At 60.0% G+C, this 24,784-nt stretch carries 22 protein-coding genes; 10 read left to right on the top strand and 12 right to left on the bottom strand.

Translation table 11 applies throughout. The features are described from left to right. Nucleotides 1-161: 161 nt before the first annotated feature. Complete coding sequence (locus LF252_RS12900; protein ID WP_226270004.1) at nt 162-734, bottom strand: DinB family protein; 573 nt, start codon at nt 732-734, stop codon at nt 162-164. 127 nt (nt 735-861) lie between these two features. Here LF252_RS12900 and LF252_RS12905 point away from each other — a divergent pair, with 127 nt between their 5' ends. Then, on the top strand, nt 862-1,839 hold the full coding sequence (locus tag LF252_RS12905) for a hypothetical protein (protein WP_226270005.1): 978 nt from the start codon (nt 862-864) through the stop codon (nt 1,837-1,839). Nucleotides 1,840-1,930: 91 nt separating this feature from the next. Next, nucleotides 1,931-2,980 carry a ComEA family DNA-binding protein gene (locus LF252_RS12910; protein WP_226270006.1) on the top strand — a complete coding sequence of 350 codons (1,050 nt, stop codon included), beginning with the start codon at nt 1,931-1,933 and terminating at the stop codon, nt 2,978-2,980. Nucleotides 2,981-3,040: 60 nt separating this feature from the next. Here LF252_RS12910 and LF252_RS12915 read toward each other — a convergent pair whose 3' ends face one another. Then, nucleotides 3,041-3,832, bottom strand: a complete 792-nt coding sequence (locus LF252_RS12915) for a phosphatase PAP2 family protein (RefSeq protein ID WP_226270007.1) — start codon at nt 3,830-3,832, stop codon at nt 3,041-3,043. Nucleotides 3,833-4,000: 168 nt separating this feature from the next. Between LF252_RS12915 and LF252_RS12920 the strand changes: the two genes are divergently transcribed. Then, nucleotides 4,001-4,849: a hypothetical protein gene (locus tag LF252_RS12920; RefSeq protein ID WP_226270008.1), complete on the top strand. Its 849-nt coding sequence runs from the start codon at nt 4,001-4,003 to the stop codon at nt 4,847-4,849. Between the two features lie 86 nt (nt 4,850-4,935). Here LF252_RS12920 and LF252_RS12925 read toward each other — a convergent pair whose 3' ends face one another. Continuing rightward, nucleotides 4,936-5,847 (bottom strand): hypothetical protein, encoded by a 912-nt coding sequence (locus LF252_RS12925; RefSeq protein ID WP_226270009.1) that lies wholly within the window; start codon nt 5,845-5,847, stop codon nt 4,936-4,938. 139 nt (nt 5,848-5,986) lie between these two features. On the opposite strand from LF252_RS12925, the gene LF252_RS12930 reads away from it, so the two are divergent. Continuing rightward, complete coding sequence (locus LF252_RS12930; protein WP_125417967.1) at nt 5,987-6,178, top strand: cold-shock protein; 192 nt, start codon at nt 5,987-5,989, stop codon at nt 6,176-6,178. An 89-nt stretch (nt 6,179-6,267) separates the two neighbouring features. On the opposite strand, the gene LF252_RS12935 is transcribed toward LF252_RS12930, so the two are convergent. Further along, nucleotides 6,268-6,759, bottom strand: a complete 492-nt coding sequence (locus LF252_RS12935) for a gliding motility lipoprotein GldH (RefSeq protein WP_226270010.1) — start codon at nt 6,757-6,759, stop codon at nt 6,268-6,270. A gap of 9 nt (nt 6,760-6,768) precedes the next feature. Continuing rightward, on the bottom strand, nt 6,769-8,325 hold the full coding sequence (locus LF252_RS12940; protein WP_394370404.1) for a PSP1 domain-containing protein: 1,557 nt from the start codon (nt 8,323-8,325) through the stop codon (nt 6,769-6,771). A gap of 393 nt (nt 8,326-8,718) precedes the next feature. Here LF252_RS12940 and LF252_RS12945 point away from each other — a divergent pair, with 393 nt between their 5' ends. Continuing rightward, nucleotides 8,719-9,525, top strand: a complete 807-nt coding sequence (locus LF252_RS12945) for a M57 family metalloprotease (protein ID WP_226270011.1) — start codon at nt 8,719-8,721, stop codon at nt 9,523-9,525. A 366-nt stretch (nt 9,526-9,891) separates the two neighbouring features. On the opposite strand, the gene LF252_RS12950 is transcribed toward LF252_RS12945, so the two are convergent. The 5 genes from LF252_RS12950 to LF252_RS12970 form a co-directional block, all read right to left on the bottom strand. Continuing rightward, entirely contained in the window at nt 9,892-12,501 is a 2,610-nt protein-coding gene (locus LF252_RS12950; RefSeq protein WP_226270012.1) for a S8 family serine peptidase, read from the bottom strand. A 205-nt stretch (nt 12,502-12,706) separates the two neighbouring features. Beyond that, nucleotides 12,707-13,870 (bottom strand): zinc-dependent alcohol dehydrogenase, encoded by a 1,164-nt coding sequence (locus tag LF252_RS12955; protein ID WP_226270013.1) that lies wholly within the window; start codon nt 13,868-13,870, stop codon nt 12,707-12,709. Nucleotides 13,871-14,057: 187 nt separating this feature from the next. Beyond that, nucleotides 14,058-14,972: a hypothetical protein gene (locus LF252_RS12960; protein WP_226270014.1), complete on the bottom strand. Its 915-nt coding sequence runs from the start codon at nt 14,970-14,972 to the stop codon at nt 14,058-14,060. Beyond that, complete coding sequence (locus LF252_RS12965; protein WP_226270015.1) at nt 14,956-15,744, bottom strand: UDP-2,3-diacylglucosamine diphosphatase; 789 nt, start codon at nt 15,742-15,744, stop codon at nt 14,956-14,958. The genes LF252_RS12960 and LF252_RS12965 overlap by 17 nt, the downstream gene beginning before the upstream one ends. Continuing rightward, the gene (locus LF252_RS12970) at nt 15,719-16,381 is read right to left on the bottom strand and encodes a LutC/YkgG family protein (RefSeq protein WP_226270016.1); all 663 of its coding nucleotides are present in this window, start codon (nt 16,379-16,381) and stop codon (nt 15,719-15,721) included. The genes LF252_RS12965 and LF252_RS12970 overlap by 26 nt, the downstream gene beginning before the upstream one ends. A 103-nt stretch (nt 16,382-16,484) precedes the next feature. Here LF252_RS12970 and LF252_RS12975 point away from each other — a divergent pair, with 103 nt between their 5' ends. Beyond that, entirely contained in the window at nt 16,485-16,937 is a 453-nt protein-coding gene (locus LF252_RS12975) for a hypothetical protein (protein WP_226270017.1), read from the top strand. Between the two features lie 82 nt (nt 16,938-17,019). Here LF252_RS12975 and ftsH read toward each other — a convergent pair whose 3' ends face one another. Further along, the gene (ftsH, locus tag LF252_RS12980) at nt 17,020-19,131 is read right to left on the bottom strand and encodes an ATP-dependent zinc metalloprotease FtsH (RefSeq protein WP_226270018.1); all 2,112 of its coding nucleotides are present in this window, start codon (nt 19,129-19,131) and stop codon (nt 17,020-17,022) included. Nucleotides 19,132-19,229: 98 nt separating this feature from the next. Further along, nucleotides 19,230-19,625, bottom strand: coding sequence for a ribosome silencing factor (gene rsfS / locus LF252_RS12985; RefSeq protein ID WP_226270019.1), 396 nt, complete (start codon nt 19,623-19,625; stop codon nt 19,230-19,232). 42 nt (nt 19,626-19,667) lie between these two features. Between rsfS and LF252_RS12990 the strand changes: the two genes are divergently transcribed. The 4 genes from LF252_RS12990 to LF252_RS13005 all read left to right on the top strand — a co-directional run bounded on the left by LF252_RS12990 (nt 19,668) and on the right by LF252_RS13005 (nt 24,753). Next, on the top strand, nt 19,668-20,432 hold the full coding sequence (locus LF252_RS12990) for a biotin--[acetyl-CoA-carboxylase] ligase (protein ID WP_226270020.1): 765 nt from the start codon (nt 19,668-19,670) through the stop codon (nt 20,430-20,432). Between the two features lie 70 nt (nt 20,433-20,502). Next, complete coding sequence (locus LF252_RS12995) at nt 20,503-20,688, top strand: hypothetical protein (RefSeq protein WP_226270021.1); 186 nt, start codon at nt 20,503-20,505, stop codon at nt 20,686-20,688. A 163-nt stretch (nt 20,689-20,851) separates the two neighbouring features. After that, nucleotides 20,852-21,490, top strand: coding sequence for a T9SS type A sorting domain-containing protein (locus LF252_RS13000; protein ID WP_226270022.1), 639 nt, complete (start codon nt 20,852-20,854; stop codon nt 21,488-21,490). Nucleotides 21,491-21,762: 272 nt separating this feature from the next. Further along, nucleotides 21,763-24,753 (top strand): glycosyltransferase family 117 protein, encoded by a 2,991-nt coding sequence (locus LF252_RS13005; protein WP_226270023.1) that lies wholly within the window; start codon nt 21,763-21,765, stop codon nt 24,751-24,753. Nucleotides 24,754-24,784 lie beyond the last annotated feature (31 nt).

Genomic DNA, 24,784 nt, shown 5'->3' on the forward strand with positions numbered 1-24,784 from the left:
TGAACCGGATTCCACACGCGTACCGACAGAAACTTTCACTACAGCAACAAAAAAGCCCTGCCAGCACGCGGCCGGCAGGACTCTTTTGGTAGTGGCAGACTGTCAGCACGCGAGATGCGTCGCTCCGCTCTGCATGACGGTCTTCTGGTCCAGTATTTCCCTTATTGCTCCCGCGCGTCCAGCACCCGCTCGGCCTGCCGGATGTGGCGGTCAATGTGCGTTACCAGTAGCTCAAGCACATCGGTCAGCCGTGGAATCAGCAGCGGAATGATGGGGTTGGGGATGCGCACGGCGTTGGCGTTGATGCCGCGGGCTTGGTCGATGAGGTTGCCCAGCTCGTCCAGCTGTCGGCTGAACACTTCAATAACCGTGCGCGGCAGCCGGGAGCCGCTGGGCGCGTACTGCTGGGGCGCTTTCATGGGTTTATCGGTAGCGGAGGCGCGCATGGCGTCCGTCATTTTCCGCCCAATGAAACCGTGCGCCACCGTTTCGGCCGGCGAGGAGCCCCGCTCCCGCGCGGCTTTCACCTTGCGGCTGATAACCGGCAGGTACAGCCCACCCACAATGTTGAGATGCTCCAGGCACTGGCCCACGCTCCACTTGCCGGGGCCGGGGCCTCGGTTCAGTTGGTCATCAGAGAGGGGGCGGAAGCGGCGGTTGGTAATTTCCCGCACCCGCTCCACATCGGTAGCCAGGGCATCCAGAAAATCGGTTGTACGGGTGGCAGTGGGCATCGGCGCTGATAATTGGGGTAAGCAGAATATGACGTAATGATACGGGCCCGACGCGGTTTCGGCAACGCAAACCGCCAGTTGGCCGAGTGTTTTGCTGAATTTACGTAGCGGGCGGTACTTTCGGTATATGGTATTGTCTTTTCTGCGGGCCCTGGCAGGCTTGCCAGTGCTGGTTCTTTGGCTGCTACCCCGAGCCGGGCAGGCGCAGGCCGTGCCCAATCCCGGCGAAAACATTGCGTACCTGGTCACGTTCGGCAGCCAAGCCGATAAAAGCTGGGGCGACGATGATTTCACCCAAACCTTTTTCTTCCTTATTCCGAAGGAAAACCGCCAGCCCGTGTACATCCGCGTGTTCGACCCCGACTGCGGCGGCCAGCACGATGAGGCTAAGTTTGGCTGGAACACCACCACCGAGTTCAGCCTTTACGGCGGCCCCGGCACTCATTCCGCCACCGATGCCCGCGCCACCGAACCCCGGGGCCAGTTCCGGGCCGGCACGCTGCTCAAGCAAGCAAAGTTTGGCGCCGATAAAGCCTACGACAACAAGTGGTACACCTTCGGGCCGCTGAACCCCTTGGAAGGGGAATTTGTAAAGGAGTTCGACGGGTACGTGTTCAAGCTGATTGCGCAGGGCAAAACCGGTGACGACGGCAACCTGTACCGCTACTTTCTGAGCACATCCCCCACCCAAAACATACCCGTGGAGGGCGGCAATGCCTTTACCTACGAATACTCGTTTCGCCTCTCACCCCAGAAGCGCGCCCGCACCCACTTATACCCCTTCGTGAATGACCGGGTGGTCAGCATCAAGCAAAGCAATTTTGATGTGGACGGCGACGTGAGCCTGAAGATTTTTAGTGTGGCGAAGAATGGGCACCCGGCCAAAGCCAGCGGCGACAACGCCTGGGCCAGCAGCACCCACCCCATTGTCGATAAGGAGCACGGCCTGTCCCTGGATATGCAGCTCACATCGCTTTCCAAGGCTACCAACGACCTAGTATTTTACGTGACGGACCAGTATGATGTGGCCCTGCCCTTCTTTGCCGTACCCCTGGGTGGCCCGCCCCGCTACCGCTACGAGGTAGACGTAAAGATCCGGAAGTAGGCCTTAGCTGGCAACGGGACGATGGGTTTGGTTTTGTGCCGATTTCCGCCTAAACTCAGCAGTAGTATCCGTTACCCTCGCGTATTCTGTTATGTCTGCTCCCACCCGGCGTCCGGCGCCCGCAACCCCGGCTGCTCCCCGCCGCTCCGTGCTGCATCCCCTGCGGCGGGCAATGCGCCGCTACTTCGGTTTCTCCCGCCGCGAAACTTCCGGCCTGGTAGTGCTGCTTGCGTTGGTGCTGCTGTGGCTGTTTCTGCCCACCTTGCTCCGGCCCGCGCTGCCGCAGTACAACCCCGCCTCTGACCAGCGCCAGCTCAACCAGTGGGCGGCGGAGCTGGCAGCCCGGCGCACTACCCAGCCCCCATTTGTCAGCCGCTACCCGCGCCGCAGCTACGCCAGCCGTAACCGGGTGCCCCAGGTGGCGTTGGCTCCCTTCAACCCCAATTCGTTTAGCGCCCTCGACTGGCAGGCCCGCGGTTTGCCGGCCTGGCTGGCCGAACGATTGGTGAAATACAAAAATGCCGTGGGTGGCTTCCGCGCCAAAGAGCAGATTCGCAAAGCCTACGGCCTCTCCGATACGACCTATGCCCGGCTGGCCCCCTACATGCAGCTGCCCGACCAACTGCCTGCGCGCAGCCCCGATTCCTATACGCGTAACCAGCCCGGCCGGTACGGTGAGCAGAAACCGTTTGAGACTATGCCCGGCCGTTTTACCCGCAAACCTACGCGCCTGGCAGCATTTGACGTGAACACGGCCGATACCGCCCAGCTGATGCAGATACGCGGTATTGGGCGTGGCTACGCCCGGCGGGTGGTAGAGTACCGGCAGCGGTTGGGCGGCTTCCTCGCGGAGGATCAGCTAACTGAAATCTACGCCCTGCGCGACGCGCCCGACCTGGTGGATAGCCTGCGCAAGTACACCTTCGTGGCCCCGGGATTCGCGCCAACCTTGGTTGACGTTAACAACGCCTCCTTCGATGTGCTGCAGGCCCACCCCTACGTGGGCAAGCGCTTGGCGCGGGTGCTGGTGGCCTTCCGGCAGCAGCACGGCCCTTTCCGGCAAGCCACCGACCTGCGCCAGATTCGGGTGCTGGACGAAGCCACATTCGTGAAGCTGCAGCCCTACGTGCTGGTACGCTAGGGCTGGAGTAGCCAAGTCAAGGCGCCGGCCTGTCAATACTGCACAACTGCCGCCGGCTGTTTACAGCTCAATTCTGGCCACGGCCCCTACCGCGCCGCCGGGCATATAGGCCGGCACCAGCAGCAGCTTCCGGCCCAGTTTCTGCGGCAGCAGGCGCGCCGCCGCCGGATATAGCCGCCACACCGTTTCCGCCGATAGAAACCCGATGCTGGCTCCGGCCACCACGTCGGTTACCCAGTGTCGGTTGTTGAGCATGCGCATGGCTCCGGTGGCCGTGGCCACGCTGTAGCCCGCCACCGACACCCACGGATGCTGCCGGCCAAACTGCTCGTGCAGCAGCGTGGCCGTCATGAAGGCCTCCGCCGTGTGGGCCGATGGAAAGGAGCTGAAGTCAGCGGGGTCGTCGGGGCGGCGGGTGTGGCTGGCGCGCTTGAGGTGGCTCACCAGCCCCGTGTTCAGCGCGTGCGACAGGCCGTAGCACACGGTAAATGGCACCACGCCTCTTTCCCCCTTCAAGCCCAGCGCATACAGGCCGTAAGCACCCCACACGGGCGCGTGCCGGGTATAGTCGTCGAGACGGGTGTGGAAGTTGGGAAAGTTTTCCCGGGTTTCTTCGTGCACTTCCTCCTTCAGCTCATCCAGCAGATTTTCGTTGCGGCTGAAGTAGCCCATTGTTACCAGCGTCACCGGCAATGCTACTCGCCACACTGCCGGCCGCTTTATCCACGGGGTTATCGGGGGCTGGCCGGCTGCTTTCGGGTGGCTTACGGAATCAGGGAGAACGGGTACCTGCGCCAGCACTGGCTGGGCCAGCAGGCAGCACATAAAGAGCGAAAAAAACCAGCGGTGCATACCTGGCAGGGAGAAAGTTAGGTACGGATACTGCCAGTAATATACTGCTTAGCTTGCCATAGTCCGGCTGGGTAACCAGCAGAAATTGTTCTATTTCGGTGGCCGAATCGGCTGACTCGGCGTAAGTGGCCTGTCTCTCGGCTGAAATTTGAGGTTTGATTTTCTGGTATGGCTGTATTTCTGCGCTTTTCCTTCGCCTTTCTTCCGCTGGCGCTACTTAGCTGCACCCCCGACCAAGGCCGCGGCTCCTTTGCCGATGCTACCGACCACTACACCGTTTCGGAAATTGGCCGCATTGCGGCGCGGGCCAAAGAAAGCTCTGGGTTGGAAAATGCCACCCCGGAAGGCGACCTGTGGACGCACGCCGACGGTGGCAACACGGCCCGGCTCTACCGCATCACGCGGCAGGGTGACTTGCTGCAGGCCCTGGACCTGGACCCTATTCAGAATATCGATTGGGAGGACCTGACGCAGGATGAGGAGCACCGGCTCTACATCGGTGACTTTGGCAACAACCAGAACAAGCGGCGCAACCTGCGCATTTACCGCCTTAGTGGCCCTGAGCTGCAGCATGTGGATACCATCCTATTCAAGTACCCCGACCAGCACGCGTTTCCACCCCGGAAGCCCCGCCGCAACTTCGACTGTGAAGCCTTTTACTACTATCAGGATAGCCTGTACCTATTCACCAAAAACCGGGGCACGGGTGGTATGGTAAAGCAATACGTGCTACCCGCCGCACCCGGCCGCTACACCGCCCGTCTCGCCGACAGCCTGCAACTCCCCACCTGGGTTACGGCCGCCGATATCAGCCCCGATGGCCGCCGGGTAGCGTTGCTGGGCACCGCCCGGGTATATCTGTTCGAGCGTCTGCCCGGCCGCCGCCTGTTCGACGGCCTTAAAACCACGCTGACCCTATCCAAATCGGGCCAGGCGGAGGCGTTGGTGTTCATCAACAAACAGGATTTTATTATCAGCAACGAAAAGGGCAAACTGTTCCAAGCTCATCGAAAGTAGAATATTTCAACTAGCCTGAAAGCCCGGTGGGGGCCGGACTGCATGCGTCCGGCCCCCACTGGGCTTTCAGGCAAATCAAAAACCGGTTAATCAGGCGTACCAGTTCGGCCGGGAGCCGAGCCGTAATCCGGGGAATTATCGGGGTGCGTACGATCATCCGAAGCGCCGCCGTAATTACGGGCGCCCTCTTGGCGGTCAAAGTCGCCGCGCGCCGGGGAGCCCGCCTGCTGACTGCTTTGGGCCGCGTCGTACTCATCGTTATAGGAGCCACCTTTCGAGCCGAAGCCCTTTTCCGCCCCGCCCTGCGCATCCGGTGAGCCGGCGGCAGTGTAGCCGCTGCGTGGCTCCCGGTTTGGCGTAGCTTCGGCCTCGTCGGTAGCCTCGGGGGCGTTGGGGGCCGCTACGCCGGTGTGCAGGCCCCGGGGGCCGCCTTCCGGGTGGTTGGGCGTGTAGTCTTCGCGCTGGTTGCGCTGCTGATTCGTTACGTCACCCGAAGCCGCCGGGGCTCCACCCAACGACGAAGTGCCGTAATCCGGGGCAAAGCCCGAGTCAGTGCCTTTGGGGGCAGCATTATCGTTGACGAAATGGGCGCCTACGGCCGAGCCCGCCGGCAGCGTTGCCCCAACCGGCTGGGTCCCGAAACTGCCGTTTTCGTCGGAGGCAAAGCCGGCCGGGCGCTGCTCCCGCTCGCCCACGTAACCGGTGGTTGCGGGCGGCGTGTCCAGCGAGCCGGCGTAAGTGGCGCTGCCCCGGCTTGGCTCGTTACCATATCCGCCCTGGGTAACGCCCTGGGCCGACTGCCGCCCAAACTCCCCGCGGCTGGCGCCGGACAGTTCGTTTTGCTCGTGGTTGAAATCATGGGCGAACGGCTGCTGGCCGGTGGTATTGGCCGGGGTTTGCAGCGGCGCGGGCACCTGGGCTTGATCCGGCGCAGGCGTATGGTTCTGATTGGCGGCCTGTTCGTTGGCCGGTTGAGAAGGCAGGGTTTCGTCAGACATGGCTACGGGGAAGCAGTGAAACTAGTACCGAGTCATACGCAACCGTGGCCGGGGCGTTCAGTCATTAGATATTTTGCCAATCTGGAAAACCATGTAGATTTACCGCCATTCTTTCATACCACAACCGCCAACACACGCTATGAAAACTGGCAAAGTGAAATTTTTCAATGAATCGAAGGGCTACGGATTCATCGTTCAGGATGAAAACGGCCAGGAGATTTTCGTGCACCAAACCGGCCTGGTACACGAAATCCGGGAAAACGACCGGGTTTCGTTTGATGTAATTGACGGCCGCAAGGGCCAGAATGCCGTGAAGGTAGAGCGCATCTAACCAGGCCATTCAGCGCTAAAGCAAAACAAGGCCCGCCGGGAGTACCGGCGGGCCTTGTTTTGCTTTAGCGCTGAATGATGACGTTCATTCTACGGTACGTGCTTCACTACCCGAACGCCGACGGCCATAATGCCGCGCAGCTGGTCTTGGCGCATGTATTGCTCCAACACAATCTTGTACGGTCCCGGTTGGCGGAACTTTTGGTTGGGCAGGGCCAGAAACCGGTGGTCGAAAATATCCCCGGAACCGTCGCCACGGGGCTCTCCGGTTTTTGGGTCCATCAGCAGCATCTCGTGCAGCAGCCGGGAAATGGGCTTGCCATCAGGGCCGCTCAGCGTGTGCTTCACGTAGAGGTTGTAATACTCGTAGTCGGCCGCGTTGCGGATGTTGAAGTACACATCGTACCGCTGCGTGGTATCCGGAATTTCGAACTCGAAGGTGGGCTTATCCTGCACGGCCCACACATACGGCTCGCCCAGCGGCGACTTCAGGTCCGTATTCTTTTCGTACACCTCGTTGGGGTTGCAGGCGGCCAGCAGCAGCAAGCCGGCTACCGGAAGCAGACGCCGGAGAAAGCGCATAGTCAGTTATTAAGATGCAGAAGCAGTAGAACCATCGGCGCCTGAGCCGCGCCCCGAGCGACCCGACCGGCGGCCGGAACGGCCGCGCCGTCCTTCGCCGGCCTCGCCATTAGGGCGGCTGTTGCCTTCCGGCCCATCAGGGGCAGTACGAGGTGGGCGGGCCGCAGTATCCCGGCCCGAGCGGGAAGCCTCCGGTGCAGAAGATCCGTCGGTAGTGCGGCGACTTTCGCCACCGCGGCCCCGGCCCCGCCGGTTCAGCGGCCGGGCCGCAGCGCCCCGGGGGCGGGCCCGCTCTTCGGAGCCTTCAGCTGGCATATCGGGCAGGTCAGCCGAAGCAGCAGGTTCAGATGCAGGCACCGGACGGCTTTCAGGAGCGGGGCCGCGGCTGCTGCCCCGGCCAGGGCGCGCAGTTGGCACGGCGGCTACCGTCTCCTCCCCTTTTTTCTTTTTGCCGCGCTTGCTCCGCTTCGCTGATTTGATTTTGTCATCGAGGCGCTCCAGCGAGCCTTCCACAATAGCCGTCACCTCGGGCGTTTTTTCTTCTTCGCGCACCGGCACGAGCAAGCTGTCGGGCTTTTCGCCGCGCTTGTTCATTTCCTGCACTTCCCGCACGCGCTCCGTCGGCACTACCACCCAGTTGTTGTCGCCGCGCACGGCAAACCACATTTTACGCCGGAAGATGTCCGTCTTCTGCAGGGTGTAGTCGCCCTTCTCCGTGAGCAAGGGGCGCTGCACCTGCGGAATGTCCTTCAGGGCGTCGAGGTAGGTGTCCAGCTCGTAGTTGAGGCAGCACTTAAGACGGCCGCACTGGCCCGAGAGCTTGGCGGGGTTCAGGCTCAGGTTCTGGTAGCGGGCGGCAGTGGTGCTCACGCTTTTGAAGTCCGACAGCCAGGTAGAGCAGCACAGTTCCCGTCCGCACGAGCCGATACCGCCCAGGCGGCCGGCTTCGTGGCGCAGCGAAATCTGGCGCATTTCCACCCGCACCCGAAACTCATCGGCCAAGCGCTTAATCAGGTCCCGAAAATCCACCCGGTCATCGGCCGAGTAGAAGAAGGTAGCCCGGGTACGGTCGGCTTGGTACTCTACGTCGGAAAGCTTCATCTTCAGGCGCAGCTCATCCACCACAGCCCGGGCCCGGAACATGGTGCCGGTTTCCAGGTCGCGCACGGCTTGCCACCGCTCGGCGTCCTGCTCGGTAGCCACCCGCAGAATCGGGCGGATGTCCTTGGAGTCGAGCGGGACTTTCTTCTTCTTCATCTGCAGGCGTACCAGCTCGCCCTTCAGCGACACGTGGCCCAAATGCCAGCCGTTGCCGGGAGCTTCCACCACCACGGCGTCGCCGGTGATGAGGGGCAGGCGGCTTTGGTTACGGAAGAAATCTTTGCGCCCGCCTTTGAAGCGGACTTCCACGAGGTCAAATTCTTTAAAGTCGCTGGGCACGTCCAGGTCGTGGAGCCAGTCGAATACGTTGAGGCGGGTACAGCCGCTGCTGCAACTGCCTTTGGAGCCGCAGCCCTTGGCAGTAGTAGAGCAGCCCCCACCGGAGGAGCAGGATGAGCAAGCCACGGCTTGAAATATCTATGGTAAAGCGGCCGGGAAAGGCGGGCCGCATGAAATCGGTTGTCTACAAAGATAGAGAAATAGCCGGGGCCATGCTTGGCACTCAGCCAGCCTGTATTTCAGTCATGTCTAAAATTGTGGTACATACCACTAAACCAAGACAAAATAGACTACTGTCTTAGTAGGAAAACCGGTCCTATCTGCTGCAAATACATCTTTCATATAAAATTCATAAATCTATATAGTCCTACTTTTTCGTTGCGATGCACGAGCCATTCAGGTTTGAATCTCAATCAATGACTGTATATAATTTTGATAAATTATAGGTCAATGTTTTGAAATATCATCAATCATATCCTATGTTTACCACGTTCTTCAACCATTCCACAACCAAATTTCATGAAAACACTTAAAGTACTCGCCCCGCTCGCCATGCTGGCTGCCGCTAGCCTCTCGCTGTCTTCCTGCCAGGAAAAAGCCAATGTTGAGGTAAAGAATGAAGTATCGGAGGCAACCATCAACCAGATCAAAGCACTGGGCTTCACGGCTGCTGGTGCTCAGAAGGTTGAAGGCGGTGTGCGCGTAGAAGGCGACATCCTGCTGACGAACGAAATGCTGGCTAGCTCCCCCGATTACAAAGTAATGCGTGTAGGCCAGGATGAGCAGTACCGCACCACCAACTTGGTGCAGCGCCTGCCCCGCACTCTCACCGTTACGATGGTGGGCAGCTTCCCCTCGGCCTATTACTCGGCAGTTGACGAAGCTATCCGTCGTTACAATGCCCAGAACCTGCAGTTGCGCTTCACACGCATCACTTCGGGCACGGCTGACCTACCTATCACGTCGCAGTACCTGGGCGCCGGTGTACTGGGCCAGTCGGGTGGCTTCCCCTCGAATGGTAACCCCGCTCCTGGCTTCAAACTGTCGCCTTCGGTAATCAACAGCACCAATGTGAACTACATTGCTACCATCATGGCGCACGAAATGGGCCACTGCATTGGTTTCCGCCACACCGACTATTTCAACCGCGCGTATAGCTGCGGTGGCTCGGCCTCGAACGAAGGCGCTAGCACGGTGGGTGCTATCCTCATCCCCGGCACTCCTTCGGGCGCTGACCCCAACTCGTGGATGCTGGCTTGCGTGGGCAACGGTGTAAGCCGTCCGTTCAACTCGAACGACGTAACTGCTCTGAACTACGTTTACTAAGCTTTACAGCTTACTAGCTCAAACGCCCCTGGCTGCTCTGGCCGGGGGCGTTTTTGTTTTTCAAACAGAGGCACAGTCTCTCGCTCTGCATTATTGCTACTAGTTGTATGGTGAATGAGCTAGCAGATCATCATGCGCTTTCATCCACAGCTTCCTAACACCTTGCATAGTCTCGATTTAGCTTATACAAATCCTCTGACTTAGCTTATGCGCTGGGCAGCCAATATGAGCTTACTCAAGACGTAGTGCTTGCCAACAAAAAGGCTTTCCAACGAAGTAAACAATTACTTCAGTGGAAAGCCTTTTTGCTAGTGGGCTACCTTCCGACAGCCAATTTCAGGAGCTGCTTACATAGCAACTGGTGCTTTACAACACCAAGATGCGACGGGAAACTTCGCGGCCACCGGGCATGCTGATGCGCAGCCAGTAGGTGCCGGGGCGCAGCCCATGCGTATCCAGCGCTTTGATAACGCTGGTATCGGTGGTCTGCTCACTGAGCAAGCGGCCGGTCATATCGAACAGCCGCACGCGCAATTCCTGGTCGGGTGGGCCTACTACGGTAAGGGGCTCACCGGCAGTCAGAGGAACCGGATATACCAATACATCGGCTACGGCGGGCACGTAGAATACCTCCTCTACCCGGCTGTACAGTACGCGCCCGGAGGTGAGTTGCAACCGCACCCGGTAACCATTTTGCCCTGGTTGGGGCTGCGGATCGATCAACTGAGTAGTAAGCTGCAGGCCGGTAGTGCGGGTTTGAACTGCAGAAAAGGTCCCATCAGGGTTGCGGCGCTCCAGGGCCACCGTTTGCACACGATAAGTAGAGCCCAATACCAACGTGAACCGCACCGTATCCATTACCGACTGCTGGGGCAGAAATGAGCGGATGTAGCAGCCAAACTCGGGCTGGGTTATATCCAGAGTGCTGCCCCGCTCCCCTACCCGGCCCTGGATTACGGGCGCCACGGCGTAGTAGCGGGCTACCATATCGACAGGCGTAAGCAGCAGCGCGGTGTCAGCGAGCAGGCGGTAGGGCTCCAGGTGCGTGGCACCAAGCACGTACACCTGATACTGCGTAGCTCCGGCCACCCGTCGCCAGTTCAACAGGGTTTCGTCGGAGCAAGTATAGCCCACATTCAACGCCAGGGGCCGGGCCACGAAAAAGGTATCGGATAGGGTAGCGCCCGCGCCGCTGAGCAGCCGCAGCTGCGCGACTTCGGTAGTGTTGGGCGCCGTCCAGCGGAACGTCTGCTGCACCAGGTCAAGTGAGGGGCTGATAGTGCTCCAGGTGGTTTGGCCCGCAGGTTTGTATTCCAACCGGGCCGCCGTAGCCGGGCCGGCCCACTGCCAGCGCAGCAGCGCCGATTCGCCGGCGCGCAGGTTGCGGGCCTTGGATGGGTGCACCCAGGTTAGGCCATTTTCCAACTCGTAGGCAACACTGAAAGGCTGCGGGCCTTGCCCGAGCCGGTTGCCCTGCACCCGAATTAGGTAGTTACCAGCAGCGGGGCTGTCGATGGTTATCTGCTCCACATTGTCGCGGTGGTTAGGTCGGCGGCGGGCCGGCAGGGCCAGGGAGTCAAGGTGCGGATAGGCGCTGAGCGTCCAGGGGTACCAGCTTTGCGCGCCGCCGGCGGCCTGCAGCGTCAGGTCCAGGTCGTTGACGAGCGTAGTGGCCGCGTTGGCGGCGGCGGCCGGGTCCGTCCACGTCAGGGTTACCTTGAGCCGGTGCGTACCGGCCGGCACCGAAATCGGGTAGTTTTGCCCTTCGCCCTGCTTTACCGTTCCCTCCCGAAAGCGGCCTTCCAGCATCGTCTGCACCGCGCCCAGAGCATCGGCCTGCCCGTAGCCAGCTGTAAAATCTACGTTGGGGCGGCCGGTATCATCAGCCGTATTTATCAGGGCAGCTTTTACCAGAGCGGCCGAGGGCAAAGTACCGCGCTGCAACTGGTAGGCGTGTTGCGCGAGCAGGCTGATACCCGATACCAGCGCGGCAGCATCGGAGGTACCTCCGTCGCCGTAGGCAACCAGTTCGGGCTTCACCCGGCCATCCGCAGCCGGCCCCCGGGAGCTTAGCGGTGCCACTTGGCCCAAGGCATCGGTAGCACCCACGCTCAGGCTGTTTTTAGAGTTTTTGAATTCACCGGTCAGGTTGGCCGTGCCCGTCAGCCCAGCATAGGGTCCAGCCGGAGCAACTTGGTTGCCGGAGTTGCCCGATGAGAATACGTGCAGCAGCGCAGGATATTGCGTGGCTTGCTGATCATACGCCTGAGCCTCCTGACCATAGAAGTTCTCCACGCTGACCCCGTACGAGTGATTCTGCACCGATACCCCTTGCGCGGTCAGAGTAGCTCCGTTGTCAGGCAATAGGTTGTCGTAGCTGGACTGGGCAATGCGCGCCCGCCAAGCGGCGCCTTTGCCGTTGGGCGAGGAGTTGCCGCCACCGGCTATCAGCGTAGCCATAATGGTGGAGTGCGAATTCAGGGTCTGGGCCTGCGGATCGGGGTTGATGAGCCGTCCTTTGAAGTCAATATCGTTGATATCCAGCGGGCTTTCTTTCACGGACACCGTCAAACCCTCGCCCGTTACCTGCGGGTAGCGCGCGTGCGTGGTGGTTACCTTGTTGGCCGTGAAGTCGGCGCCGTTTAGCTGGCGCTCCGGGCGAGACTGCCGGTCGGCGGCTTCCACAAAAGTTACCGCGGGGCAGCTTACCAGCGCCGCCGCCGCTACTCCCCGCACCCGCAGCAAACGGGCATGGCCGGGTTCCGCCTGCACGCGGGCCTGGGGATACTGCCGGGTCAGCCACTGCCGGAACGCCGTTTCGTCGGTTACGCTCACGCGCAGCAGCCGGTGGGCCGGCGCGGCTTCGGTACCCGGAGCCAGCCGCCGGGCGGGTGGTGTAGCCTGCTGCGCCAAGGTAAGGTGGCCGGCAAACAGCAATACAAGAGCACTTACAGAACGAAATACCGAAACGGACATGCGGCAGAGTTGGCTGTGGAGAGGCAAGCGGAGCGGCAGAACTGCCCAGGAGGCAGCCCTAGTCAAATGTAACCAGAAATCGGCCAGCCTACGCCTCGCACTACGCTTTACCCAGAGGGTTTGCGTGCTGGCCTGCGGCTGACTGAGCACATAAAAAAGGCTGACCCCACGGGCCAGCCTTTTTTCACTTACCTATCATAGGGGTTCAGGGTTTCAGCACCACTTTCACGCAGTTGTCTTTTTTGTGGCGGAAGATGTCGTAGCCGTGTGCGGCTTCCGACAAGGGCAGCCGGTGGGTGATGATGTCATCGAGTACCACTTTGCCGTCGATAACATACTGGAGCAGCTTATCGATGTGCTTTTGGGCCGGGGCCTGTCCCCCGATAAGGTGAATGCCCTTGTCAAAGAACTGACTGATGGGGAAGTTGTCGAAGGGAGTGGTGTACACGCCCAAAACCGACACCGTACCGCCCCGGCGCACGGCACTCATGCAAGCTTCCAGAACCTTAGGCGAGCCTTTTTCGAAGTTTACCACGGCTTTGGCCCGGTCCAACAGGCTCCGGTCAGGCTCAAAGCCCACAGCTTCCACGCACACATCGGCCCCACGGCCGCCGCTCATCTCCCGAATTTGCTCCACTACGTCCTTGGCATTCTCCCACAGAATGGTTTCCACGCGGGCCGACTGCCGGGCTTTATCGAGGCGGTATTGCAGGGTATCCACAATAATAACGCGGGCGGCCCCGCGCAACCACGCCGATTTGGCGGCCATAATACCCACCGGCCCCGAGCCGAAAATGGCTACAATTTCGCCACCCTGCACGTTTCCCCAATCGATGCCGGAGTAGCCAGTGGGAAAAATATCGGTCAGGAACAGGGCCTGCTCATCGGTAATACTGTCGGGGATGACGCGGGGGCCGTAGTCGGCGTAGGGTACGCGCACGTACTCGGCCTGGCCGCCGTTGTAGCCGCCGTAGAGGTCGGTATAGCCAAACAAGGCGCCTCCTTTCTCGGTAAGCAGCCCCCCTTCGGGGCCGTAATGCTCGGGGTTGGAGTTTTCGCAGTGGCCGGGCAGGTCGTGGTTGCAGAAGTAACACGTGCCGCAGGCAATCGGGAAGGGTACTACTACCCGGTCGCCTACTTTCAGTTTGCCGCCCACGCCTTTCCCTACTTCTTCCACAATGCCCATAAACTCGTGGCCCAGCACCATGGGCCGGGGCTGCGGAATACTGCCGTTGTAGATGTGCAGGTCGGAGCCGCAAATGGCCGTACTGGTTACCCGAATGATGGCGTCGCGCGCATCCTCAATCTGGGGGTCGTCGACGGTATCCACGCGGACGTCGCGCATACCGTGGTACACAAGTGCTTTCATAGGCCGGAAAAGGTTGAGAGCTTGACAAACGCCAGCCGGGCCCGACCAACGCCCTCCTCCCAACGCGCGCTTCGCAGCCCTGGTTATGGCTCAGCTTGCCCCCAGAACCAACTACATGTCGGCCAGACCTCGGCCTGTTGTACCCGGCAGCCATTTTGCCACCGTAAGCTGCGCCCTAATTTTCTACCTAGAATTTATACACCTGCACCGCTCCGGGTAGTAATAGGTAAGCGTATTGCTCACCTACCAACACCTGCGTGCTCCCGGCCGTGGGCAGAGGCAGTACCCGCTCCGTCAGGCGGTACAGGTGAAAGAAATGCAGCCCATCGGCGGCCTGGTAGTATAGCTCGTCGCCGCGGAAGCCCACGGTAGTGAGGCCCGCAAAGGGGAGCTTTTTGCGGTAGTTACCCAGATTATCAAACACGTATATGCCGCTGCTGCGGTCCAGCAGGTACAAGTTGTTCTGGTACTCCCGCAGAAACCGGAAATCGGGCCGGGTGCGGCCGATAAGGAGGTCCAACGGGGTGGTGATGGTGAAGCGCTTCTGCGTTACATCAAACTGCCGCAGCGTCAGGTCCGATTCATTGAGCAGCCAGAACCGGTCGTCGGGGGCCAGTGTGGCCACACGGGCTTGCCCGTCCAGAAAGTCGGCCAGGCCCAGTTCGGACAATGGGGCCAGAAACCGGTCCAGCAGCACTATCTGCTGCCGGTCGTCATAAAACACCAGCACTTTGGCCGTATTCCAGGCTTCTACCTGCATGGTATGGCCGGGCAGGGCTGGTGAGTACGTGTTTAACGCCTGACCGTCGGGGCTGTACTGGTGCAGGTTGTTCTGCGCATCCGTTACGTACAGATTACCACGCCTATCGAGAGAGGCCGCACCGGGCTGCGCCAGCTTGATAGTGCGCACCAGTTGCCAGCCGGTAGTGGTGGTAGTAATTGGGGCCGGACTGCTCACTACAGGCGCCGCCTGCCCCGCCGGGGCCACTGAGCCGGCGGCTGGAGCAGTGGTTTGCGCCTGTGCTTCGGCCACTGCCAGCACGGTCAGCAGCACTGCCGACCACGCCAAGCCACGCCTGCCCCGGTTAGCGGCCCGTTTCATAATGCTTAAGTGCCAGTTGCTGCCCATCGTACACGCCGTAGGAGCAATAATTGACCCACTCTCCCAGGTTCACATAGCGGCTGCCGGGGGCTACCTCCACATCCAGCGGCAGGTGCCGGTGCCCAAACACGTAGTATTCGTGCGGAAACTGCTGCTGTACTTCCCGGCAATAGGCTAGCAGCCACTCATCGTCGCCGAAATACCGCTCGTCGGCCGCGCCGTTTTGCAGGCGGCTGTGCCGGCTCCAGCGGTTGGCAATACCAATGCCCAGGTTGGGGTGCAGGCGCGCAAACAGCCACTGCGCCACCGGCGAGGCAAACACCCGCTTCAGCAGCTTGTACGTATGGTCGCCGGGGCCCAGGCCGTCGCCGTGGCCGATATGGAACTGATGACCGCCAATACGCTGGCTCACCGGGTTACGCAGAATGGGAATATTCAGCTCCTTGGTAAAGTAGTCGAACATCCACATATCATGGTTGCCGGTGAAGAAAGTTACCGGAATGCCGGCATCCGTTAGCTCGGCCAGCTTGCCCTGCAGCCGGATAAACCCGCGCGGAATGGCGTGGCGGTACTCAAACCAGAAGTCAAAGATGTCGCCCAGCAGGTAGATGGCCGCCGCGTCGCGGGCGGCCTCATCCAGCCAGCGCACAATGCGCTGCTCCCGCTCCCGGGAACGGGTGGCATCAGGAGCACCCAAGTGAAAATCGGAGGCAAAATATACCCGGCGGCCGGGGGGCAGGGCTAGGTCAGGTAGTTGCGGGGGGCGCGTCATCCAATAAAAAGAGCACAATGCTGCGCGGGCCGTGCGCGCCCAGCACCAAGGTTTTTTCGATATCCGCCGTGCGGCTGGGGCCGGTGGTCAACGACACCATCGAGGGCAGCTTGTCGGGCCCGTATTTTTGCTGCAGCAGCTTCAGGCCATCGGCAATATCAGTTACCACCTGCGAGGTGCGGGCCAGAATCAGGTGTTGGTCAGGGTAGATGCTCAGGCGGCGGCCACTACCCGTTGCCGCCGATACCAGCACGCTGCCCGTACGGGCCACCAGAGCTTCGCAGGTAGTCAGGCCGGCGTCGGCGTGGTCCTTGAAATCGGTTTCATCACCTTGGAACACAATATTACCCTCGTGTAGCAGCTTCTTCAGCTCCGGCTCCCACACGTACAGATGTTCCAAGCCTTTCTCCTGCTTGTAGGCAAACAGTTGATCGTAGAAATGCTCTACTGAGTCGCAGAAGAAAAACACGCCGCCCACACGCACAAAGCTCTGGGCAAACAGCACGGCTAAGTCGTCGCCGGGCGCGGGCCGGGGATGCAGTGGGGCCGTAAAATCGGGGCGCTCCGGCTGGGGCGCCGTTTTGCGCAACGATTCTCTGATGCGGCGCAGCACAATATCACGCGAGGTATCCGACATGGCAGTAAAGGTACGGGGTTTTTGGCGCGGTGCACCGGCACCGGAACTCCCCTCAGGTACGGGAGTGTTCTTATCTTTGAAACAAGCTATTTGTCCTTACTCCATGAAATCTACTTCACTAGCTACTTTTTTTCTGCTGGCCCTAGGCGTAACAGCACTGCCCGGCTGCGGCGACGACGACAAACAGACGGACCCACAACCACCCGCCATTCAGAGTTCCACGGTTACGTACCAGTTGGGAATGACGGGTTACGCCGCGGCTCCCAATACTATTGCCCGGCTAGGGGTGGCTCCGACCCTCTCCGATGCACAAATTGGTAAAGGCACCATTCTGGCCGGTAGCATGAACTGGAGCGAAACCAAAGGCGGTAAGGAAACCAAGCCTTTTGTATTGGCGAATAAACCGGTTGGCACAAAGTATTGGGTATTCGTTTCTACCAAGCAAAAACCCACCAGTACGCAGAGCATCACGGTTACCTGGCCCGTAAGTGGTACCCTGACGTTGTCATCCAGCACCAACGACACCCTGGCCATCCAGGAGATGACGGTACAATAGTAGCCTGCAGCCTCTTCTCCAGGTAAAAGAAAAGCCCGCCCATATATATGGGCGGGCTTTTCTTTTGCTTAGATCCATTGCCCTACACCGGTGTTACGGCCGAGCCAGTAGGCTCAGAAGGAGCATCCGACTGATTTGAATCGTTGGATACGCCGGGCAGATTCAGGTTGGGCAGGTCGTTGCCCAGGGGCAGACCGGCGTGTTCCTGCTTGCGCTCACTCAGAGTTTCCGAACGGTCGGTGCCTGCCATGTGGGCTTGGTACGTCGTCTGGCTATCGAAGGGACGCTTGCCAACGAGACGCTCCAGGTCGTCTTGTAGCAAGATTTCCTTTTCCAGCAGTTCTTTGGCTATTACCTCCAATTCGTGCCGGCGTTCGGTCAACAACTCCTTGGTGCGGGTGTAGGCCTGCTCAATGATGGTGCGCACCTCCTCGTCAATCATCTGCGACGTGGCTTCTGAGTACGGCTTGGTAAAACCGTATTCGTTTTGCCCCTTGGAGTCGTAGAAGGATACGTTGCCGAGCTTGGCGTTCATACCGTACATCGTCACGATGCTGTAGGCCACCTTGGTAATGCGCTCCAAGTCGGACAGGGCACCGGTCGAAATCTTGCCGAATACCAACTCCTCGGCGGCGCGGCCACCCAGCGTCATACACATTTCGTCCATGAGCTGCTCGGTGTTGTACAGGAACTGCTCGCGGGGCAGGTACTGGGCGTAGCCCAGCGCGGCAACGCCACGGGGCACAATGCTCACCTTCACCAGCGGGTCGGCGTGCTCCAGGAACCAGCCGGCAATAGCGTGGCCAGCTTCGTGGTAGGCCACAATCCGCTTCTCGCCGGGGCTGATGATTTTGTTCTTCTTCTCCAGGCCGCCGATTACGCGGTCCACGGCATCGGTGAAGTCCTGCATGGTCACCATCTTCTTGTCGCGGCGGGCGGCAATAAGGGCGGCTTCGTTGCAGACGTTGGCAATTTCAGCGCCGGCAAAACCGGGCGTCTGGGCAGCCAGCTTCTTGGCTTCCACATCGGGGCCCAGCGTCAGCGGCTTCAGGTGCACGTTGAAAATCTGGGTCCGGCCGTTGATGTCCGGCTTGTCGATGCTGATTTGGCGGTCGAAGCGGCCGGGACGCAGCAGGGCCGAGTCCAGGGTATCGGGGCGATTGGTGGCAGCCAGGATGATTACTCCCGAATCGGTACCGAAACCGTCCATTTCTACCAATAAGGAGTTCAGGGTATTTTCCCGCTCGTCGTTGCCACCGGGCACGTTGCCCCGGCTGCGGCTGCGGCCGATAGCGTCAATTTCGTCGATGAAGATGATGCAGGGCGCTTTGGCTTTGGCCTGCTTAAACAGGTCACGCACCCGGGCCGCACCTACCCCCACAAACATCTCCACAAAGTCGGAACCCGACAGGGAGAAGAACGGCACGTCAGCTTCGCCGGCTACGGCTTTGGCTAGCAAGGTTTTACCTGTACCGGGAGGACCTACCAGCAACGCACCTTTCGGAATTTTACCGCCCAGGATGGTGAACTTCGAGGGGTTCTTCAAGAACTCCACAATTTCCTGTACCTCTTCCTTGGCTTCTTCCAAGCCGGCTACGTCTTTGAACGTAATTTTCACCTTATCGCCACCCTCAAACAGGGCCGCGCGCGACTTGCCGATGTTGAAGATCTGGCCGCCGGGTCCGCCGGCACCGCCCATACGGCGCATCAGGAACCAGAAGCCCACGAACAGCAGAATCATGAAGCCCCAGGTGGTTACAAAATCACCGTAACCCCGGTCTTCCGTTACTTTCAGACCTACCTGGCGGTCGGGAGGTAACGTAGCCTGCACCTTATCCAGGTCCTCCTTGAAGGTCTTGCCATCTACTACCAGAAAGCCATATTGAGCACCCTGGTTGATGGCCAGCGGCCCCCGGCGGCCCAGTTCAGTGCTGTAGGGCGGGCGCTGCGCAGCTTCTTTCTTAATAGTTACTTCTACCTGGCGGCCGTTGAGCGTTATGCTGCTCACGTCGCCGTTCACCAGCATCTGCTCAAAGCGCTTCTGGGTGATATCCAGTGGTGGGGCGCTGCGCGAAACGTACACCATCCCGAGGATGAGCACGACTAGGCCAACCAGCACCCAGAGCTGCATACCTGGCCGCGGAGCCGGGTTAGGCAGCGTTGGTTTTTTCTTCTTGGGCGTCGTATCAGACATGAATTAGGTTGCTAAAACAAAAAACAAAGGCGGAACACGCCAACCGCGCGTTTGTTGGCGTGACCACCTACGGGTAGAAAGACGCAAACGGCTGCAGTTTACTTTACAGTAGCCGGAGTTACTTCGTCCTCCACGTACGTAATTTCGGCATCGCCCCACAGTTCTTCCAACGCGTAGAACTGGCGACGGTCGCGCAGGAATACGTGCACTACAACGTCCACGTAGTCGAGCAGCACCCACTCCCGGTTCATGCGGCCTTCGGTTTGCCAGGGGTTCTGGCCGGTAAGCTTTTCTACTTCTTCTTCGACGGAGCGCGCAATGGCGTCAATCTGGGTATCAGAGGAAGCCGAGCAGATAATGAAATAATCCGCCACGGCGTTTTTGAGGTCTTTCAGGTTGAGCACCACAATGTCGGAGGCTTTCTTCTCCTGCATGCCGCGCACTACTACATCTGCCAACTTGTCCGAATCCTGCCGAACCAGGGTACTTTTCATAGGGTATTGTTAGGTTTGAACGTCACAAAGTACGAAAAACACGTGGAGGCACTCTCCCCCCAAACGCTCTTCACGGGCCAACAGCTTGTCTGGTTGCCCGAATGCGGCTCTACCAACACAGAGGCGCAGCAATTGGTTGTCCAAAACCGGGCCACGGATGGTTGCTGCGTAATTACCGACAACCAGACAGCCGGCCGCGGCCAGCGGGGCAACCAGTGGGAAGCCGCCGCCGGCGAAAACCTGACGATGTCGGTGGTATGGAAGCCGGCATTTCTGCCCGCCGCCGACCAGTTTCTGCTGAGCCAGGCCGTAGCGCTGGCCGTGCACGACTGGCTGACGGCACTGCTAGGCCCCAGCCCGCAGCTACGCGTGAAGTGGCCCAACGATATTTTTTACGGCAACCAGAAGCTAGGAGGCATCCTAATTGAGAACACACTCAGTGGCGCAAAGATTCAGCACAGTATTGTCGGAATTGGGATAAATATCAACCAGCAGCAGTTTGCCGTGCCCACGGCTACTTCGCTGGCCCGCATTACCGGCCGGCCCTATGACCGGCCCGCAGTAGCGGCCCGGCTGCTGGAGCACCTGGAGCGGCGCTACCTGCAGTTGCGGGCCGGTCGCATTGGGGCGCTGCGCACGGAGTATCTACGGGTGCTGTACCGGTTTCAGGAGGAGCACGAGTACGAGGCCGGGGGGCAGCGGCTACGGGGCCAGATTGTGGGTGTGGACGAGGCCGGCCGGCTGGCCCTGGCCATAGGGCGGGAGCTGCGGTATTTCGATTTAAAAGAAATTAAGTATCTACAGTAGTTGGCAGGCAACCTTTCAAGGCGAGGCTCCGAGTAGGCAGATATAGTTTCGTAACTAACTGCTAGCCGTCATGTTTGCTCCCGCCGCCCCGCGCCGTTCTGCCAGCCACCGCCCCGCGCCGCTGCTGCCCTTTTGTCGTCCGGTTGATTTCACCACGGTGGGCGGCGAGTTGGTGCCATACGCCGTAGGGCAGGCTGCCCTGCGCGCCGGGCAGGCATTGCTGGTGGGCAATTTGCTGGTATACGGCACCGCGTAGCACACTCCATTAAACCCGGATGCAACGGATTCGTCTGACAGCGCATCTGGTTGGTACGTTCCGGTTTTCGGAACGGGCACGATGATTGTCCTGTTTTGCTAGCTATTCGCTTTTCCAGAAGGGCAGCAACTATTCCCACCCTCTGTCGATTTTCCCTTTCACTATGAAACTTTCTACTCGCCTTGTCCTGATGGTCGTTCTGCTGCTGGCCCAGCTTTCGGCGCTGGCGGCCACCATCACCATTGAAGTGGGCGACAACTACTACAGCCCGGAAAACGTGACCATCAACCCCGGCGACGTGGTAGTGTGGCGCAACGTGGGCAGCGGCGTGCACCCCACCGTATCGGAGAGCAACGCGTGGTCCACCTTTACCATCAGCCCATCTACGCCCACCAATACCATTTCCACGTTGATGGCTGGCACCACGTTCAAGTATTACTGTTCGGCCCACTCCTTTGTGAGCAATGGCATCCGCCAGGGCATGATTGGCAGCATTACGGTGCGCACAGTAGCCACGCCCACGCTGGCCGCTCGGGCCCTGGCCCCTACCCTTTCGGTGTATCCCAACCCCAGCCGCGGCCTGGTAACGGTGTCCGTAAGCCAGTTGCCAGCCAAAAACGACCTGAAGCTGCGCCTGAACAACATCATCGGCCGGGAAATCCGCACGGTGGCCATTCGCCCCGAAGCCGCTGACGGCGGCATGAGCATCAACCTCTCCGATTTGCCCGCCGGTATGTACTTCTACAGCCTGGTGCAGAACGACAAGGTACTGAGCACCAAACGCCTGGTATTGCAGAACTAACCCGCTGGCTTTCTGCCAGAATCAACCCGAAAGCCCTGGCCGTTACGGCCGGGGCTTTTTGGGTTATTGGCGGGGCAGTGCCTTGGGGTCGGGTTGGCAGATGGCCGGAGGTTTGGCGGGTTGGTTGAGCCCGCCACGGGCGTTGGTTGATTTAAGGATGCGCGGCTCGGTACTTATTCTCTATTTTTGACCTTTCACAGATTTCCTTTCAGCCCTTAATCCCCGTCGTTCAGCAACGGGCCGGCCGGTTTCGGCTGCCCTTTTTTCCACTTATGCAGAGTTACTCACGTCTGAATAATCTGGTCGGCTGGCTGGTATTTGCCCTAGCCACCGTTGTGTATCTGCTCACCTTGGAACCCACGGCGTCGTTCTGGGACTGCGGCGAGTTTATTGCCTGTTCCTACAAGCTGCTGGTGCCGCACCCTCCCGGGGCTCCCACCTTCCTGCTGCTGGGCCGCCTATTTTCCCTGCTGAGCTTCGGCGACGTGACCAAGGTATCGGTGCTGGTGAACATGCTCTCGGCCCTGAGCTCCTCGTTCACGGTGCTGTTCCTGTTCTGGAGCATTACCATGCTGGCCAAGAAGTTGGTGCTGCACCGCCCCGGCATGCACGACGACCGCACGCTGCAGCCCACTTTCGGCCAGAGCCTGCTGATACTGGGTGCCGGCGCGGTGGGTGCGCTGGCCTACGCCTTCTCCGATTCGTTCTGGTTTAACGCCGAGGAAGCCGAGGTGTACGCCATGTCGTCGCTGTGCACGGCGGCCGTGGTGTGGCTGATGCTGAAATGGGAAAACCGCGCCGACGAGGCCGACTCTGACCGGTGGCTGGTGCTCATTGCCTACGTGATTGGCCTCAGTATTGGGGTGCACTTGCTGAACCTGCTGGCCATTCCGGCCCTGGGCTTCATCTACTACTACCGCCGCACCCAGAACCCCACGGTAGTGGGCGGCCTCATCACGCTGGTGGTGAGCAGCGTGATTGTGGGCCTGATTCTGGCCGGCATCATCCCCGGCCTGCCCACGCTGGCGGGCGCGTTTGAGGTGTTTTTCGTGAACAGCGTGGGTCTGCCCTTCAACTACGGGCTAGTGATTTTCCTAGTGCTGTTTGTGGCCCTGATCTGGGTGGGTTTCCAGCAGTCCTTCAAGCGCCGTAGCCGTTTGCTGAATACGGTGATGCTGAGCTTCGTGTTCATCCTGATTGGGTACTCGTCCTACCTGATTGTGCCCATCCGCAGCTCCTACCACCCCACTATCAACGAAAACGACCCGGAGGATGTGCTGAGCTTCGTGAGCTACCTGAAACGTGAGCAGTACGGTGACCGTCCGTTGCTCTACGGGCCCCAGTTCAACGCTCAGCCCATTGCCCAGGAAGACGGTGCCCCCCGCTATGTGCGCCAGGGCGACAAGTACGTGGTGGCCGAGTACCGCCCCGTGCTGCAGTACAACCCCGAGGACAAAATGCTGCTCCCCCGCCTGTACAGCAACGACCCGCTGCACATGTACAATTACAAGAAGTGGGTGGACATCCAGGAAGGCGTAAAGCCCACCATGGGCCAGAACCTCTCGTTCCTGTTCAAGTACCAGATGGGCCACATGTTCTGGCGCTACTTCATGTGGAACTACGTGGGCCGGGAAGGCGACATTCAGCAATCCGGTGTTCTGTGGGGTAGCGGCAACGGCGCCGGTTTGCCCGAGCGCGTAGCCGACAGCCCGGCCCGCAACGCCTTCTTCGCCCTGCCCCTGCTGCTGGGCATCCTGGGCCTGTTCTTCCACGCCCGCCGCGACGGCCGCAACGCCTTCATCGTGGGTTTGCTGTTCCTGTTCACGGGCTTGGCCATTGTGATTTACCTCAACCAGCCCCCCATTGAGCCCCGGGAGCGGGACTACACCTTTGCGGGTGCCACTTTCGCCTTCGCCATCTGGATTGGTTTGGGCGTATTGGCTCTGGCCGAGCTGCTGGAGAAAGTGGTGAAATCGGACACGGCGCGGGCCGGCGTGGTAACGGCCTTGGGCCTGGTGGTACCGGGCATTATGCTGGCTCAGGGCTGGGACGACCACGACCGGTCAGACCGCTACAACTCCGTGGATTCGGCCAAGAACCTGCTGAACTCCTGCGCCCCCAACGCTATCCTGTTTACCAACGGCGACAACGACACCTTCCCGCTCTGGTACGCCCAGGAAGTGGAGGGCATCCGGACGGACGTGCGTGTGGCCGTACTGAGCTACCTGAACACCGACTGGTACATCGACCAGATGAAGCGCCGGGCCTACAAGTCGCAGCCACTGCCCATTTCGATGCAGAACAGCAACTACAAGCAGGGCACCAACGACTACCTGCCTTATGCTGAGAACCCCTCGGTGAAGGATGTAAACGTGAAGGAGTTCATGCAGTTGGTAAACCAGAACAGCCCCCTGCTGCAGGTAAGCTATGGCGACGGCTCGAAGACGCTGCTCTCTTTCCCAACCCGCAACTTCTACCTACCCGTAGACACGGCCGCCGTGGATAAAATGGGCATCATTCCGGCCGAGCGCCGCAAGCAACTGGTGCCGCGCATGGAGTGGCAGGTGGGCAAAAGCGCCATTGAGAAGAAGAGCTTGGTGATTCTGGATATCCTGGCCACCAATAACTGGCAGCGTCCGGTGTACTTCAGCAGCACCGTGGACTCGCGCGACTTCATGGGCCTGCAGCCCTACTTCCAGCTGGAAGGCATGGCCTACCGCATTCTGCCTGTCAAGGACCCCAACTACGACCCTAAGGGAGGTTCGGAAGAAGGCTACGTGGCCACGGGTTTGATGTACGACAAATTGATGAACAAATTTGCGTACCGGGGCCTCGATAACGCCAACATCTTCTACGACGAGAACAACCTGCGTTTCCCGGCCAACTACCGCGACAAATTTGCCCGCTTGGCCGATGCCCTGCTGGCCTCCGGCGACAAAGCCCGCGCCAAGCAGGTAATTGATAAGTGCTTTGCGGTGATGCCCGACAAGGCTATTCCGTACGACTACTACGTGCCGCAGTTCATTCCGGCGCTGGTAGCGGTGGGCGAGCAGCAGCGGGCCAACGAAATCATGGACACCATGACTGACCGCGCCGAGCGGGCCCTGGCCTACTACAGCACCCACAACCAGTCCCTGTTCGACCAGGAGTTCCAGACCTACCTGCTGGGCCTCAACAGCATCGGCCGCGCCGCCGACGCCATCGGCGACCAGAAGCGCGCCACCCGCGCCCTCACGTTGCTGCAGCAGTATTACCGGCAGTAAGCCGCACGGTTTTTGCCCGCTGAAAAGCCGG

Source organism: Hymenobacter pini (genome assembly GCF_020421205.1).
Taxonomy (GTDB): Bacteria; Bacteroidota; Bacteroidia; order Cytophagales; family Hymenobacteraceae; genus Hymenobacter; species Hymenobacter pini.